Source organism: Cyclobacterium salsum (genome assembly GCF_010119245.1).
GTDB lineage: Bacteria > Bacteroidota > Bacteroidia > Cytophagales > Cyclobacteriaceae > Cyclobacterium > Cyclobacterium salsum.
The window spans coordinates 280,531-297,807 of sequence record NZ_WNKG01000002.1; the positions used below are offsets into that span (position 1 = coordinate 280,531).

General features: G+C 47.2%; 9 protein-coding genes. All 9 read left to right on the top strand.

Annotated features, from left to right (window positions below):
• Window positions 1-114: 114 nt before the first annotated feature.
• The 9 genes from GJS45_RS03995 to GJS45_RS04035 all read left to right on the top strand — a co-directional run bounded on the left by GJS45_RS03995 (window position 115) and on the right by GJS45_RS04035 (window position 17,231).
• A complete protein-coding gene (locus GJS45_RS03995; RefSeq protein ID WP_162340173.1) occupies window positions 115-1,566 on the top strand; it encodes a sulfatase family protein in 1,452 nt (483 codons plus the stop codon).
• A gap of 78 nt (window positions 1,567-1,644) precedes the next feature.
• Complete coding sequence (locus tag GJS45_RS04000) at window positions 1,645-2,013, top strand: VOC family protein (protein WP_235954580.1); 369 nt, start codon at window positions 1,645-1,647, stop codon at window positions 2,011-2,013.
• 151 nt (window positions 2,014-2,164) lie between these two features.
• Window positions 2,165-3,817, top strand: a complete 1,653-nt coding sequence (locus GJS45_RS04005; protein ID WP_162340175.1) for an arylsulfatase — start codon at window positions 2,165-2,167, stop codon at window positions 3,815-3,817.
• Window positions 3,818-4,298: 481 nt separating this feature from the next.
• Entirely contained in the window at window positions 4,299-6,290 is a 1,992-nt protein-coding gene (locus GJS45_RS04010) for a glycoside hydrolase family 127 protein (protein ID WP_162340176.1), read from the top strand.
• Between the two features lie 294 nt (window positions 6,291-6,584).
• Complete coding sequence (locus GJS45_RS04015) at window positions 6,585-7,466, top strand: sulfite exporter TauE/SafE family protein (RefSeq protein ID WP_162340177.1); 882 nt, start codon at window positions 6,585-6,587, stop codon at window positions 7,464-7,466.
• Between the two features lie 398 nt (window positions 7,467-7,864).
• Window positions 7,865-9,400 (top strand): sulfatase family protein, encoded by a 1,536-nt coding sequence (locus GJS45_RS04020; RefSeq protein ID WP_162340178.1) that lies wholly within the window; start codon window positions 7,865-7,867, stop codon window positions 9,398-9,400.
• A gap of 10 nt (window positions 9,401-9,410) precedes the next feature.
• A complete protein-coding gene (locus GJS45_RS04025) occupies window positions 9,411-11,873 on the top strand; it encodes an alpha-L-rhamnosidase (protein ID WP_235954582.1) in 2,463 nt (820 codons plus the stop codon).
• Window positions 11,874-12,129: 256 nt separating this feature from the next.
• Window positions 12,130-15,486 carry a SusC/RagA family TonB-linked outer membrane protein gene (locus GJS45_RS04030; RefSeq protein WP_162340179.1) on the top strand — a complete coding sequence of 1,119 codons (3,357 nt, stop codon included), beginning with the start codon at window positions 12,130-12,132 and terminating at the stop codon, window positions 15,484-15,486.
• Window positions 15,487-15,497: 11 nt separating this feature from the next.
• Window positions 15,498-17,231 carry a RagB/SusD family nutrient uptake outer membrane protein gene (locus tag GJS45_RS04035; RefSeq protein WP_162340180.1) on the top strand — a complete coding sequence of 578 codons (1,734 nt, stop codon included), beginning with the start codon at window positions 15,498-15,500 and terminating at the stop codon, window positions 17,229-17,231.
• Window positions 17,232-17,277: the final 46 nt, after the last annotated feature.

The following is a 17,277-nucleotide window of genomic DNA, read 5'->3' on the forward strand; positions in this document are numbered from 1 at the left end:
AACTTATTCGAAAAAGGTGTACCGAACAACCTGCAGGAAAAGGATACTTATTTGCCGTCCGAAATTTGATGTATAGTAATGAATTTGGGGTAAACAAATCATAAATTTAGCATTATGCCCAAACCTTTAAAAAAGAGAAGTATGATCGGGACTTTTACCCGGCCTGTTTTGGTTCTCCTTGGCCTGCTGTTGCTCCTTTCCTGCAAGGAACAGGCAAGGCACCCCAATATCATTTTAATCCTCACGGATCAGCAAAGCGAGAGCATGATGAGCAGTTCGGGTAACCAATACCTCCATACCCCTGCCATGGATTACATCGCCAACAATGGCATTCGTTTTACCCGGGCCTATGTTACCAATCCGGTATGTTCTCCCTCCCGGGTAAGTTTGATGACGGGAAGGTTCCCTGGCTTTTACAAAGACGCTGAAGGCCGGCAGGTAAGGAACAATGCAGGGGCTATGGATATCCCGGCCAACAGCCCGGAGGCATCAGGTGACAATCTGGCAAGCTACTTAACAAATGCGGGGTACGATTTGGTGTATGGGGGCAAACAGCACCTGCCAGCATTCCTGGATCCGGATTTGGTGGGATTTCATGTGCTCACCGAAGATGCCAGAGGGGAATTGGCAAGCAAGGCTGCCGACTACATCAGGGCCGATCACGATAAGCCCTATTTTATGGCCGTATCCCTAATTAACCCGCATGACATTTGCTTTATGGCCATACGGGATTTTGCAGATTCCACTTACCAGCAGCAGTTGCAACGAAATTTTAAAACGGAATTGACGCTGCTGGACAAGGCCCTGGAGTTGCCGGGAGGCGTCAGTCGAGAGGAGTTTTTTGAGCAGTACTGCCCACCGCTGCCTCCCAATTTCGAACCCCAGGAAGACGAGGCGAAGGCCATTGAGCTGTTTTTGGACCGTGACCCCCGGTCCTTTCGGAGTGGGGCCCGGGAAGAATATACCGAAGAGCAGTGGCGCATGCACCGCTGGGCCTATGCCCGGTTGACCGAAATGGCGGATGCGCACGTTCAGGAAATTTTGGATGCGCTGATTGAAAGTGGCAAAGAAGAAGAGACGCTGATCCTTTTCACCAGCGAGCACGGAGACAATGACGGCTCTCATCGATTGGAGCACAAAAATGTACTGTACGAAGAGTCGGTTAAGGTTCCGTTTACCGCCATGTGGAAAGGACATATACCCGCTGGACAGGTAAATGACCGGCAACTGGTGTCGGTGGGCTTGGACTTATTACCTACTTTGGCGGACTATGCCGGCATCACCGCCGAAACGGACCCGCGTGGCAGCAGTTTGCGCCCGCTTTTCGAGGGTGAAAAAGTGGATTGGCGGGAAAGCCTGGGCATAGAGGGGGAGATCAGCAGGGCGGTAATCCAGGAAGGAGGTATCAAATACATCCGATATGATGCAGCGGGATTTGAGGAGCGCCTGATGGACCTAAAGGAGGACCCCTATGAGACCACCCATTTTACCCATGACCCGGCTTATAAGGAGCAGTTGGAAAAGATCCGGATTGAATTTGAGGAATATTGGTTTGAAGGTCATTGAAAAACAGGATGAGCGAATTGTATTCATTGTTGTACAATAAAAAATCAAAAAAAGAGGAAGATGAAAACCATTAACAGGATGATGACAAACATCTGCTCGGACAACCTAGCTGAGAGCGGAGAATTCTATACCAAACTATTCGACTTTCATGTGGATTATGATAGCGATTGGTTTGTGCACCTGATTTCGAAAGATAAACAATTTGAACTGGAAATTATTAAACGAACCAGTGAAATGGTTCCGGATGGCTATCAAAATAATCCACAGGGATTTTATGTAACCTTTGTTGTCGAAAATGCTGATTCCGTATTTGAACGGGCAAAAGAGGAAGGTCTTGATGTCTTAAGTGAACCAGCGGACACCTTTTACGGACAAAGAAGATTATTGCTTAAAGACCCAAATGGAACATTGGTAGATGTTTCCTCACCCATGCCAAATTTCGACTAAACGTAAAACGCAAGAGGGCAGCCGCTATGAAAACCAGGAGCGGTAGATTGCTTTACGGCGATCTTTGTCACGGCGTAAAGAAAAGCGCTCCGAACAAAAAAACAGTTTGCCTGACTTCGGCCCGACGCTAAAAACCCATAACCCAATGATCATGAAAAAAACAGTTTCTATCTTTCTTGTCTGTTTAGTTAATGTATGGCTTTTTCCTGCCGTATGGGCTCAAAAAAGACCGAATATTCTCCTCATCATGGCGGACGATATGGGCTATTCCGATATGGGAAGTTTTGGGGGAGAAATCTCCACCCCAAACCTGGACAGACTGGCCGAGGGAGGGATAAAATTCACTCAGTTTTACAATGCGGCCAGGTGCTGTCCCACCCGCGCATCCTTACTCACCGGACTGTATCCCCATCAGGCAGGTATAGGTGGCATGACCAACGACCGGGGCGTCCCTGCTTACAGGGGAGACCTGAACAAGCAATGCGTGACCATCGCCGAAACGCTAAAAGAGAGTGGCTACCAAACTTTTATGTCTGGAAAATGGCATGTGACCAAGCATGTGGATTTCTGGAGGACCTGGTTGACCGAAGATCAGAAAATACGTACATCCAAGGATAATTGGCCCGTACAGCGGGGTTTTGATGCCTTTTTTGGTACCATCCATGGAGCTGGCTCTTATTACAATCCTGCTACCCTGACCCGAAACAATACCCCCATCAATGCCGGGGAAAACTTTTATTATACGGATGCCATCAGTGAGCATGCATCGGAGTTCATCAGAAATTTTGGAGAAGCGGGCGGAGATGAAAAGCCTTTTTTTGGCTATATCGCCTACACCGCTCCCCATTGGCCCCTTCATGCCATGCCTGAGGACATCAAGAAATACAAGGGCAGGTATGATCAGGGATGGGACAAGCTCCGGGAGGAGCGCATGGCCCGAATGACCGCCATGGGCTTGATTCCGCCCGATTGGAAATTGAGTGACAGGGATCCCGATAATCTTTCCTGGGAAGCAACCGAAGATAAGGAATGGTGGGCAGCCTGCATGGAAGTCTATGCGGCCATGGTAGACCGAATGGATCAGGGCATTGGAAAAATCATTCAGTCACTGGAAGCAACCGGACAATTGGACAATACCCTGATCTTCTTTTTGCAGGACAATGGAGGTTGTCACGAGGTATTGACCGATAACTGGCCCAGATCCCTTCACTTTCCGGCTTTTCAGCGGGATGGAAGTCCCCTGCTCAGGGGCAATGATGTCAGTCAGATGCCCGGTCCGGAGAGCACTTATATGAGTTATGCTTCCGAGTGGGCAAACGTGAGTAATACCCCCTTTCGACTATACAAACACTATATCCATGAGGGAGGCATTGCTACACCCCTGATCGCCTACTGGCCGGAGGGCATTCAGCAAGCGTCCCGTACTACGGATCAACTGGGACATATCATCGACATCATGCCCACCATTGTAGAAGTGGCCGGAGCCAGTTATCCCAAAGAATACAAGGGAGAGAGGATCCAACCCATTGAGGGGCAGAGCCTGGTGCCGGTGTTCCGAAATGAAAGGTTTGATCATCAGCCCATTGGATGGGAGCATGAAGGCAATAGGGGATTTAGGGATGGAAAATGGAAGTTGGTGGAGCGAAGAAATCCCGGGCTGGCCTGGGAGCTTTACGATATGGAGACCGATCGCACGGAGCAAAATAATTTGGTGGAGGCGTACCCCGAAGTGACCCAATCCATGATTCAAAAATACCAAACCTGGGCAGATCGGGTGGGGGTGGTGGATTGGCAAAACCGGTAGGAAGTCGAGTCGCCGACGGGAGCAAATATAATAGGCTGTTAGTTTCCTGAATTTTTTGTGCGGTGGCCGTTTTGAGAGCAGCTCACGAACCAAAACGAGTTCATCGGCTCCTTCGGCGTTTGGCTGGATGATTGAGAGCCAAGAGTTTTCCTGGCCATGCTAATATAACATGCTCTTTTGGTAAGATGATGGATGCGTTTCTTTTGCTGGGTACCTACCTTTCTTAGCGCGTTTAAAGTGATCAGGATACCCCGACTTTCGGTAATAGGGGAGTTTTCGATGGGGTGGGAGGTGAGTCTTTTTTGGGAGAATTTACTTGCCGCAAACCCATTTTCAGCCAGGTAGATTGGGGGAAACGTAAGTAAAACTGCTATTGTAACCCAGGTGACAAGCGGGTTGAGGTTTTTCCTGGTAGCGGATGAAATGCCCGTTCCATGATCATTAGACCCAATCAGAGCAGCAGGTATAACAAAGATGCCATATGATTATCAAAAACTTACCCAATTGGATTTTCATAGGAATAATAGCAGGTATCTCATGTACCGAAATGCCTTCGTCCGATGTGCTCCCTGGGTATCAACCAACCTATCTGGAGGCTGTTTCCTACAGAAATGTTCGCATCAACGATGATTTTTGGACTCCAAAAATCCACCGAAGCCGGGTAAACGGACTGCGTTCCGTCTTCGCCGAAGCCGAATCCTCACTGGCAAACTTCGCGATTGCGGCCGGTATTCGGCAGGGGCAGCATAACCAAATGATGGCCAGTGACTCGGATGTGTACAAGATGATTCAGGGAGTGGCCCATGCCCTTCATCACGAATCGGATGCGGAACTGGAAGCATTTTCCGACCAGCTGATCGACACGATTTCCGCTGCACAATTGCCTGATGGCTACCTGTTTACCCCCCATATCGCCGGTGACCGTACCGAACGATGGACCGATATCGACCGGGACCACGAACTGTATTGCGCCGGGCACCTGTTTGAGGCGGCGGTTGCGTACTACGAAGTGACCGGCAAAAGGAAGCTGTTGGATGTGGCGATTAGGTTTGCGGATCACATCGATTCCATTTTTGGTCCGGGAAAGCGGCGGGAAGTACCGGGTCACCAGGAGATCGAATTGGCCTTGTATGCGCTTTACCAAACAACCGGAAACGAAAAATACTTCCGCCTCGCCACCTTTTTTCTGGACGAACGGGGAAATCCAGCACGCATTGACACCGTTCCTCCCAAAGTAGATCCGTACGCCGATACGCCCTTACGTTGGAGGCATCCATTTTACCGGCAGGACCATTTGCCCGTGGACCGGCAGTACCATGCCCGCGGTCATGGTGTCCGGGCGGTATACATGTATTCGGCCATGGCGGATATGGAAATGGAAACCCAGTCGGGTCGTTATCTTCCCGCGCTGGATTCTTTGTGGTCGGATATTGTCACCAAAAAAATGTACGTAACGGCAGGAATTGGTACCCATGAGTTTCGGGACGAAGGCTTTGGTAGCCCCTACAAATTACCCAACTCTAGCGCTTATAGCGAAACCTGTTCCGGTATTGGTTTTACGCTATGGAGCAATCGCATGGGGTTACTACGCGGACAGAGTAAATACGCTGATCTGGTGGAGTACCTGCTGTACAATGCCGCCATTTCCAGCGTTTCGATGGAGGGCGACCGGTTTTTTTACCGAAACTTGTTGGCGTCCGACGGAGGTTATCAACGTAGACCCTGGTTTAACCCCGCCTGTTGTCCAAGCAATATGGTGCGGTTTCTTCCAGCGATCGGCTCGTTGGTATATGCCAAAGACAAACAAGGTATTTATGTCAATCAGTTTATTGGAAACGAAGCGAGTCTTCTGGTGAAGGATCAACCGGTGTCGCTTCGAATGGAATCCCAATTTCCCTGGGATGGAAACGTATCCCTGTTTGTGAATCCGAAAGAAGCGGCTTTTTTTGACCTACGTATCCGTATTCCGGGTTGGAGCAGGGGAAATTTCCTTCCTGGTAGCGATTTGTACGTCTACGCGGATACACTGGCTCTTGACCGGGTATTCCCTTCGATCGCCTTAAACGGTGCGCCCTTAAAGGACGCTATCCTTACCAATGGCTACCTGCTAATCCAGCGTACCTGGCAGCCGGGGGATCAGATAACCCTTTCTTTTCCCATGGAGGCGAGGGCTGTAATCGGCCATCCGGAGATCGAAGACACAAACGGCAAGGTAGCGTTGGTCCGCGGGCCGCTCGTATATTGCATGGAAGAGGTGGACAATCCGGACTATTTTCGGGACAAGGAAAATCACCGAATCCATTACAAAACCCTCGAAAGTGCGTTTGAGAGAGACCTTCTCGAAGGGGTGGTCGCCGTTACAACCCGTGCGTCAAACGCGAAAAACGAATACCTAGACCTAACCTACGTACCCTATCACCGATGGGCTAACCGGGCAAACGGGAAGATGCAGGTATGGGCACGATCGGAATAAAAGGCGGCCTTTGGCGAGTCAGGGGGCTTCTCCTCGACGAATATCCTCCATTAGAAACAGCTTTGGAGTTATCGACCATTTCTACTAGCTGCGGCAGACTATGGTTTTTAGAAAATCGGAATGAAACTATTGCCACCGGTATTTTTAAAAGCGTCCTTTGTCAACATACAATACATTTTGGTTAAAATACTGAATAGTTAAGACGGGTCATCTTAGTACTTTTATCGACAACTTAAGTTCGATGATTAAAATGGTATCAAATGGGAATGCCATTACCTTCCAAAGCGATTGGTTATGAGTATCATTCTAAAAGTAATTCTGGGGATCATGACGGGAACGTTTGGGTTCTACTTTATTACTGACGTTTTTAAAAATAGAAAGATGTTTTCCGGCAAATCATGGTCAGGTCTTTTAGGAACCGGATTTATTACCAATTTTTTCGACACCCTGGGGATAGGAAGTTTTGCACAGCAGACCGCTATTTTTAAGTTTTTTAAGCTTGTTGATGACCGCCTGATTCCAGGTACAATGAATGTTGGAAATACAATTCCCACTGTAACGCAGGCTTTTATATTCATGACGGTAGTTCAGGTGGACCCCGTTACCCTGGTCAGCATGTCAACAGCTGCACCCCTGGGTGCATTGCTTGGTGCCGATATTGTGTCCCGGATGTCACGCCGCAGGATTCAGATGGGACTTGGTTTTGGTCTGCTGGCTGTGGCCCTGATTATGATAGCCGGCTTTTTGGATTTGATGCCTGTTGGCGGCGAGGCCATAGGACTGACAGGTTGGAAACTGGCGCTTATTGTTGGTATGAGCTTTATTTTTGGTGCCTTGCAAACTGTCGGAGTCGGGTTTTATGCCCCCTGTATGGCAATGGTCTATGCGCTAGGGATGCATCCGCTCACCGCCTTTCCAATTATGATGACCGCAACTGCCATGTTAATGGCGGCTGGCGGGGCACAGTTTGTCAAAAAAGGAGCCTATGACAGGAAAGTTTCATTATCGCTATCGATTGCTGGGATTATTGGCGTGTTTCTGGCCGCTTTTGTTGTTAAATCGTTACCCCTGTTAATGCTCAAATGGGTGGTCTTATGTATCGTTCTTTATACATCGGTATGGATGTTTATTTCTGCCTTCCGAAAAGAAGGGGAGTCGAAAGTCGAAGTAATTTAAAAGGAAAAAACCCATTACCCCGTTTTTTAGTTTGTTCCATGGAAATAACAGCAACTTATGAGCGGTTAGCTGCCATGTGGGTTAAGAAAAAGCTTGAGAGTCATCGACCATTTTTACGAGTTGCATTCGACTACATTTTAGAAAATCGGGATAATTTCATTCCTATCGGTATTTTTGAAAGCGTCCTTTGTCAATATACAACACATTTTGGTTAAAATAGTGGATGGCTTGCCTGGAACATCTTAATACATTTAAATAAAAAGATTTTTATCCAAATTGCTATTAGCCTACTGGCGAAAGCGCCTTTAGTTAATTTACTGACAGGTGTCGGATAAGGCACCCAGGAAAAATGACCATTACCATAGCCTATGCGTTATATTATATTGTTAATACCTATTATGATCTTGTCTTTGCCAGGCAATCACATTTTTGCGTATGAATTTAATAGGGGAAATTTAACCCACTATTCTCAATCCACATTTAATTTAAATTCAAATGAAACCCTGGTTGGCAATAAGCTATTTCAAGCCAATTCAACCCCATTCGAAGTACCAACTAAAAAAACTCCCCCCAACATCATCCTTATTTTTTGTGACGACCTGGGCTATGGGGATCTGTCCGGCTATGGCTCGGTCTGGAATCAAACTCCGGAAATAGACAATATGATGACTGAAGGGCTGCGGTTTACCAACTTTTATGCCGGAGCACCCGTCTGCACCCCATCACGCGCCGCATTGATGACGGGCTCCCTGGCAAGAAGGGTTGATCTAGACCTGGACATACAAAACCGTTGGGTGCTTTTTCCTAAAGCATCAAAGGGCATTAACCCTACCGAAAAAATATTACCTGAGATTTTGAAGGAAGCTGGATATGCTACTGCCATTATAGGCAAATGGCATCTTGGGGATCAACCGGAATTCCTTCCTACCAAACATGGATTTGATTTTTGGTATGGCCTGCCCTATTCCAATGACATGGCGATACGCGTAAATGATGAACCCATACTTCCTTTGATGAGAAATGAAGTAGTCGAAGAAAGAATCAAAGGAGGAGCGAAGAACAGGGAGCATCAGGCCACCTTAACTCAAAAATATACAGAAGCATCTCTTAAATGGATAGACGAACATAACGAACGTCCTTTTTTTCTCTACCTTTCCCATACCATGCCTCATGTTCCTGTGGCAGCACGGGAGGCCTTTCATCAGCAAACGAACCACCCCAATACCGCATTTGGAGGAAGTATTGCTGAAGTGAGTTGGTCTACCGGGCAGCTATTGGAATACCTTAAAGAGAGGGGACTTTCGGAAAATACCCTGGTGATTTTCACCTCAGATAATGGAGGGGCACAAAAATTTGGTTCTAGTAATGGGATACTGAAGGGAAGTAAAGGACAAACCTTTGAAGGGGGCATACGCTTCCCTTTTCTCGCCTGGTGGCCGGGTAAAATTGAACCCGGTACAACCTGCCATGCACCCGCTTCCGTTTTGGATTTATTGCCTACTTTTTCATCAATAGCCGGGGCAAAGCCGGATCGTTCGCCAAAACGGGACGGCATGGATATTTCCGATTATTTTTTTAATCCGGATTCCCGCCAGGACGACCGACCTTTCTATTATTGGCATGCCGGGTACCTTATGGGGGTAAGGTTAGGAGATTGGAAGCTCAATTTGCTGGGCACCTTCCATGAGGAGGAGAAGAAAAACATTCAGAAGTCCACTTATAATTTAACGCAGTTTCCGGAAGACATCGAATTAATTAACCTTCGGAAGGATCCAGCTGAAACCACGAATGTTTCAAAAGATTTTCCGGAAGTGGTCGAAGCATTAAGGAAATTAGCGGACAAACAAATTGAAGCCCTGGGCCAATATGACCAGTACGGTCCGGAAGTGAGAAAAACCCGGGTAGTGGATCGCCCTGTTTTTCTAATCGAATAAAAATGGTACCATGAGTTGGAAAAAAGATTACGTATTACTGAAAAATGAAAGCATGAACAAATTTACTTTAATCGTTTTGGTGTGGGTTGCCTTTTCTTGCACAGGGTCCGAGGAGTATGCCCTTGATTGCGGGTTATGCCCGGAATCAGGTGCCCAATGGCTGGAGTCGGACCGGCCCTTACCTGAAGCGGATTCTCTTTTTTATGGCCCGCGACCCGCACCCCTTTTTCGAAAGGAGTTTTCAGTGTCTTCCGAGATTGACAGCGCCACGCTATACATTACGGCTGCCGGTTATTACAAAGCAACCATCAATGGCGACACCTTGGGAAACAAGGTTTTGGATCCGGCATGGACGGATTATACCAAACGAGTTTATTTTACCGAATACGATGTGTCCAATCACCTCGAAGCAGGGGAAAATAGCATCGGCGTGACCTTGGGAAATGGCTTTTACAACCCCCTCCCTTTGAGAAAGTGGGGGAGAAGAAACCCGCGGGTGGATCTCAATGTCGGAAAGCCCACGTTTATTGCCAGGCTACGGGTGACCTACGCGGATGGGAGTGTCGCCGAAATAGTTACCAACGATAGTTGGAAACATAACTTCGGGCCTCTTATTAAAAACAGTGCCTACCTGGGGGTGGTCTACGATCAAACCAAAGAAATGGAGGGCTGGGATTTGCCCGGATTTAACGACGCTGCCTGGAAGCCAGCGATTCCCGGAACCGGTCCGGGGGGAGCTTTACAGAAAGCCTTTTTCCCTGCTGTTCAAGTGACACAGGAGATCAGTCCCGTAGCGGTGCATGGGGTAGAACCCGGGAAATTTATCGTAGACATGGGGGTGAATTTTACGGGCACCTATCGAATCAAGCTTTCAGGAAATGAAGGGGATACCCTTACGTTTAGATTTGGGGAGCGCATCTATGAAGATGGTAGCTTGAATCCCATGACCACGGTGGTGGGCCAAATCAAGAAAGAGGGGATTGGTGGTCCGGGAGCCCCAGCCATTGCCTGGCAAACGGATCGCTACATAATGGCTGATCAAGAGGCTTATTTTACGCCGGACTTTGTGTACCGTACCTATCGGTACATGGAAATTGAAGGACTCGAAGAGGCTCCCTTGCTTTCAGATATTCAGGGTTTGTTTATCCACTCCAACATTCCCGATAGAAGTAATTTTACCAGTTCCAATCCCCTGTTGAATGACATCCAGGAAGCGGTGCATCGAACCTTTCGATCCAATCTGGTGAGCGTGCAGTCCGACTGTGCGGTGCGGGAAAAGTTTGGATACGGGGGAGATCTGAATGCGACCAGTGAGTCGTTTATCTATAATTTTGACATGCAGGATTTCTACCGGAAGACCATTTACGACTGGGTGGATGCCATGAATGATTCCACCTTTGTGGACACGGCCCCTTATGCCGGGATTAAGTATTGTGGGATTAGTTGGGAGTCCGCTTATTTAATCACCCAATATTACCTTTACCTCTATTATAATGATACCGCAATCGTTACCGAACTTTACGATTTGAATAAACAGTGGATGGACAAAGCCGCACGCATTCATCCAGAGGGAATGGTAAATGAAGGGTTGGCAGATCACGAGTCCCTGGAACCAGTGCCCGTTCAATTGACAGGCACTGGCCATTACCTACAATGCGCCAGGATTATGGAAACTTTTGCCAGCCTTGTGGGCGATGAAGAAGGTGCTGCTGAGTATGCCCAACTGGCGGCCAACCTAGCGGATATATTAAAGAAGAACTTTTGGGATAAGGGAGTGGCGGAACCCATCAATAAGCAAACCCTTTTTTCAACCCTGCTTTTTCATGAAGTGATACCGGAAGAGGATCTTGATCGGGCAAAGGACTCCCTGTTGATGGCCGTCCAAAAGGGTCCTTCCGGGCAATTCAATACAGGCATCTTTGGGACTAAATACGTTCTGGAAATGCTTTCGGCCCATGCCTTCCCGGATGTGGTTTTTGATGTGGTCAATAGCACTGCATTTCCCGGTTGGGGCTTTATGATTGAAAATGGAGCCACCAGCATCTGGGAAACCTGGAAAGAAAGTGATAACACTTTTACCAATAGCCATCCCATGTTTGGAACGGTCACCGAGTGGTTTTACCGATGGTTGGGAGGAATCAGACCTGATCCGAATCACCCGGGATTTAGCGAATTCACGCTGGCGCCATCTACTCCGGAAGGGCTGGATCAGATCAGTTGCCACTACGAGGCGCCACAGGGTACCATTGTTTCCAATTGGCAACGAAAACCGGATCAATCAGTGGTGTTTGAAATAGAAATTCCACAGAAAAGCAAGGCAAATGTTACCCTGCCTTTACGTTTCAATCAAGAAATCTCCCTGGAGAAAAACGGCAATCTTGTGGAGGCCGGACAACTGGTAGGAATGGATACCGGAAAATTTACCCTGGAGTCGGGATCTTATCTCATTACCCTTTCGGGAGCGGGAAGTTAGGCGTTTCGTTGCTAATCAATTGATTTAAATGTTCGATGATCAGCAGTTAAGATTTTGGTAATCAATTATATAATAATAAAGGCGGATCTTGCTAAGATAAGATCCGCCTTTATTATTATAAGTGGTTCAGACAGTTGGTATGGATGGAGAACGGTTATTTGAGTGGCTAATATACCACACATTTTGGTTAAAATATTGGATGCTTTCCGCTGTACATCTTGATAAATTTAAAAATTGTTCATTTAACCAATTTGTTATGAAAACAATTTATACCGAATTAATTAACGTAAAAGATAAAAGGCTGGATAGAAAAATGGCCCCTTTTATTTTCAAAATGAGTGGTTATTTTTTCCTGCAGTTATTGCTGCTGCTGGTGATCGCAGGTGCCCCCGTATTAGCGGAAGGGAAATTTATCGCATCTAATAGCAGCGGTACCAATCCATTTGGAGCGGACCCTGTTGAAATTCGCAACTCTGGCGAAGACCTGAACAGTCAGATAGCAGAAATCCAGGTCTCCGGAACCGTTACTGATGACACTGGCGACCCTTTGCCCGGAGCTTCCGTCACCGTCGCGGGAACTACTACGGGTACGGTTACCGACATCGATGGCAACTACACCCTGTCGGTGGAGGAGGGGGCCACCTTGGTTTTTTCCTTTATTGGCTTTGAGAGTCAGGAAGTGGCCGTTGGCAACCAGACGCAGATTGACATTACCCTGGAAGCGAATCTATCCTCGCTTAATGAAGTAGTGGTCGTTGGATATGGTACCAAAAAGAAGATCAACCTTACCGGTGCCGTTTCCACCGCTAGCGGGGAAGACATGGCCAATCGTCCGGTCACCAATGTGCAGCAGGCGATGCAAGGGCTGGTCAGTAACCTGGTCATTCAGCCCAACACCGCAGGCGGAGAGCCGGGAGCGGATATGGCCATGACCATCCGGGGATTAGCCTCGTTTGAAGGAAACACCGCTCCCTTTGTTCTGGTCGATGGGGTTCCGATGGGCATTAACGACATCGATCCCAACGATATTGAATCTGTTTCTGTGTTGAAGGATGCCGCTTCCACTTCCATCTACGGGGCTCGGGCAGCTTATGGGGTAATCCTGATTACTACAAAAAAGGGCAGTAAGGGATCACGAATTTCCTATTCCACCAATGCCGGATTAAGTACGCCAACCATATGGCCAAAGTTACAGGGAGGAACCGATTGGGCACATGCCTTAAACGATGCCAGGACCAATTTTGGGGCCTCTCCGTTTTATCCGGAAGAAGCCATTCAGCGTCTGGAGCAAAACCTGGCCGATCCGGGTAGTGCGCCGGGCATGTTGCCGCTTGGATCGGGCGATAATTGGGACCTAATGAATACGGGTACCAGAGGGGTGGCCAATGATGGTATTAGAGATTTGATCATGAAGGACAATTCTTTCAGGGTGAAGCACAACCTGTCTGTTTCAGGTGGAAACGATAATGTTAATTATTATTTATCCACTGGTTTCTATGAGGAAGATGGCCTGTTGAGATTCGGTGACGAATCGTTTAGTCGATTTAATGTAGATGCCAAAATCGGTGCCAAGGTCACGGATTGGATGAACCTGGATCTATTTGTTAAATACAAATCCGAAAACGAGGATTTTCCCTGGAACCAGAACTTTGGACGGGCCTGGTACATGAACTGGATTGGCAAAATAAAATTTGGTACCCCAGCCAAGTATCCCGGGACCGATATTTGGACCCAACAGACCCGTGTGGAGGAATGGAGAAAAGTACGGCAAACGATCACGGATAACCAGATCGTCCTGTCCCCAAAAATAGAGTTAAAGCCGATAGAAGGTTGGGTGACCACTGTACAGCTGAATTATACCTCCACTCAAGTGGAAGACACCAGAACTGGTTTACAATATCCATGGGTCAGGCCTGGTGATGGTCCGAATTTTTCTGGTGGCGATATTGATTTTATACCACAAAACCGGGAATCAACAGAGTATCACAATGAATTGAGAAGAAATACCTATCTCTCCCCTAATATTTATTCTTCTTACTCCCGGCTATTAGGAAAACACGATCTTCAATTGATGTTGGGATACCAACAGGAGGAGTATACTTTCAGTAATTTAGGTGCGAGGAGCTTCTTCTTACTGAGTGATGCCATTCCATCGATCAGTACCGCAGTGGGGGATCAACTGGTGAATGACGGAATTGGACACTGGTCTACCCGAAGCTTTTTTGGAAGGTTTAATTATATTTTTGACGAAAAGTACCTGCTTGAAGTAAACATGCGGACGGATGGGTCCTCCCGGTTTGAAGAAGCTGAGCGATGGGGCGTATTTCCATCGGTATCGGCCGGATGGATACTTTCGGAAGAAAACTTCTTATCATCGGCTGATTTATTCGACCTGTTAAAATTAAGAGGTTCTTACGGAACATTGGGTAATCAGGATGTGGCCAATTATTTATTCATCCCGACCATGCCCATTCGTCAAACCAATAATTGGTTATTTGGTGATCAGCGGGCCTGGACCGTTCGGGCACCCAATCTGAATAGTGTGAATTTATCATGGGAAACCGTATCTACCTTAGATCTGGGTATCGATGCCTCCTTACTCAATAGCCGATTGGGAGTTTCTTTTGGGGTATACGAAACCAGGACATCCGACCTGGTTGGACCCGGACAACCTCTTCCCGCCGTATTGGGATCAACCGTGCCAAAAAGGAACGAAGGAGAAATAAAAACACGTGGATGGGAGTTGGAGCTTTCCTGGAAAAATCAGGTTAGCCCGGATTTCCGTTACGAAATCAGAGGCCAATTAGCCGATTACAGAAGTACCGTGGTGGATTATAACAATCCAAACGGATTGTTGAATACCTTTTACCCGGGACAGGATCTCAATGAGATCTGGGGATATCGCTACGATGGCCATTTTCAGACCGAGGCTGAAATTAACGAAGGGGTAGATCAGAGTTTTATCTATTCCGGAGTGTGGAGAACAGGTGATTTCAGGTATCAGGATTTGAACGGTGACGGCAAAATCGATATCGGAGATAATACCGTTGGTAATCCTGGAGACCTTGAAATCATAGGAAATACGACACCACGATACACTTATGGACTGAATTTAAACGCCCAATACAAGAATTTTGATGTCTCGGTGTTTTTCCAGGGAGTGGCCAAAAGGGATTGGACATTTGGAAACAGTTCCGTCTTTAGAGGACCTGCAGCAGGACCCATGCACAATAATGTCTTAGAGGGACATATGGACTACTGGCGTGACGAAACAAGTGTTTTAGGGGCAAACCCAGACGCTTATTTCCCAAGACCTTATGCGCAGTTCTTCGGCGAAAATGCGAAAAACTACGGCAGACCGGTCGACCACCTGATTCAAAATGCGGCCTATTTAAGGCTAAAAAACCTGCAGATTGGCTATTCGCTTCCTCAAAAAATTGCCGAAAAAGTGTTGCTAACCAATGCCAGGATCTTTGTGTCGGGTGAGAATCTGTTAACCTTTACCGATTTAATGTTTTTTGATCCGGAGGCACTTGCCGGAAGATGGTATGGTGCTGGGGACGCTTATCCCTTGAGTACAACCATGTCTGCAGGTATAAACCTTAACTTCTAAAAAAAGACATCATGAAAAGAATATATTATATACTAATAGTAGCATTAGCAGGGACCACATTGCTGTATTCCTGCCAGGAAGATTTTCTGGAGAGATCACCACTCGATCAGATATCCGATCCGGAATTCTGGAATAGTCAATCCGATTTGGAATTATTTCTTAACTCGTTTTATGACTCCTTTCAGGGATGGCCAGCCTCCGGAGGCGGAAAGGCACCCACTAAGGACGAGGGAACAGACTTTGCACTAGAAGGCCTCAATGCCTTTGGTGGCACGTTTACGCAACGCATGGATGGTGTTTTAAACGTTCCGGGTTCTGGTGGCGGCTGGAATTGGGGAAATATTCGAAACATCAATTATTTCCTGGCTAACGTCGATCGGGTTGCCGAGGGAGGTAATATGAGAGAGCATTATGTGGGTGAGGGACATTTTTTCCGGGCATGGTTTTACTTTGACCTGTTCAAGGATTTTGGAGCCTTACCAATAATCACCCAACCCGTTACCGCAGAAGATGAGGATATTTTGTATGGGGCTCGTTCCAGCAGAACGGAGGTTTTTGATTTTATTCTCAGCGATATTGATATGGCCATCTCCAAAATGGATCACAGCTACCAGCTGGCCACTCCCGGAACCCGGTTGAGTAAAGATATTGCTTTGTTATTTAAAGCAAGAGCCGCTTTATTCGCAGGTACATGGGAAAAATACCATCAGGGCTCCGTCTTTGAAGGACAAACGGATGGAAGCGACTATATAGAAGAAGCTGCAGCAGCTGCCAAACAGATTATTGATGATGGGCATTTTTCCCTCGTAGCAGGGGATAGTAGCAGCGTCTATTTTGAGCTCTTTAATCAGGTAGACTATGCCGGCAATCCGGAAGTGATTTTTTACCAACACTTCGACAGAGCAATTGGTGACAGTTTTAGTAATCAATTGTGGAACTGGCCAAACGGTTACGGATATACCTACGATGCGTCAAAATTTTATTTGAGCAATGATGGCTTGCCCATCGCCGTTAGCCCAAATTTTGTGGGAGATGAGACCTTAGAACTTATTGAACGGAATCGAGATCCACGACTTGCGCAAACCTTTATGGTACCTGGGGATATCCGAAGAATACAAGGAACCGATACCTTGTATTATGATGCCCCGGATGTGGACAATAGTGGTACCGGTATCGAATCACAAAAGTTCCGGCACATCGTAGTAGATCCTTCCGTAGGCATTAACAATGGCAATGTCGATTATATTTTTATGCGGTATGCCGAAGCACTGTTGATTTATGCCGAAGCAAAAGCAGAACTGGGTACTTTGACGCAGGCGGATGTAGACATGACTATCAATCAGCTCAGGGACAGGGTAGGAATGCCGCACCTTAACTTAAATGACATCACTCCTGATCCCAATTGGCCGGATTACGGTTATCCTTTGACCGACGTGTTACATGAAATCAGAAGAGAACGTGTCGTAGAATTGTTTGCAGAAGGGTTTCGTTTTGATGATTTGATGCGCTGGAGAGCACATGAATACTGGATGGGAGAGCGATTCGTGGGCACCTTTGCTACGCCCGAATTACAGGAAATATCTAATGTTCCGATCAATGCGGACGGATTCTTTGATCCGTTTCGGGATCGGCTAAGTGGCCCGGACGGGGGATATGGATTTGATCCCGAAAGAGATTACCTGATACCCCTCCCCACCAATGAGCTAACCTTAAATCCAAACCTGGATCAGAACCCGGGTTGGTAGCCGGTACGGCTTTCGTGTAAAGAAAGGAGCCTGAAAAAGCAAAGCT

Excerpts from the sequence above, each read along its gene's own strand:
- GJS45_RS04010 (WP_162340176.1), top strand. The coding sequence starts at position 4,299 with ATGATTATCAAAAACTTACCCAATTGGATTTTCATAGGAATAATAGCA.
- GJS45_RS04030 (WP_162340179.1), top strand. The coding sequence starts at position 12,130 with ATGAAAACAATTTATACCGAATTAATTAACGTAAAAGATAAAAGGCTG.
- GJS45_RS04015 (WP_162340177.1), top strand. The coding sequence starts at position 6,585 with ATGAGTATCATTCTAAAAGTAATTCTGGGGATCATGACGGGAACGTTT.
- GJS45_RS04000 (WP_235954580.1), top strand. The coding sequence starts at position 1,645 with ATGATGACAAACATCTGCTCGGACAACCTAGCTGAGAGCGGAGAATTC.
- GJS45_RS04035 (WP_162340180.1), top strand. The coding sequence starts at position 15,498 with ATGAAAAGAATATATTATATACTAATAGTAGCATTAGCAGGGACCACA.
- GJS45_RS04025 (WP_235954582.1), top strand. The coding sequence starts at position 9,411 with ATGAGTTGGAAAAAAGATTACGTATTACTGAAAAATGAAAGCATGAAC.
- GJS45_RS03995 (WP_162340173.1), top strand. The coding sequence starts at position 115 with ATGCCCAAACCTTTAAAAAAGAGAAGTATGATCGGGACTTTTACCCGG.
- GJS45_RS04005 (WP_162340175.1), top strand. The coding sequence starts at position 2,165 with ATGAAAAAAACAGTTTCTATCTTTCTTGTCTGTTTAGTTAATGTATGG.
- GJS45_RS04020 (WP_162340178.1), top strand. The coding sequence starts at position 7,865 with ATGATCTTGTCTTTGCCAGGCAATCACATTTTTGCGTATGAATTTAAT.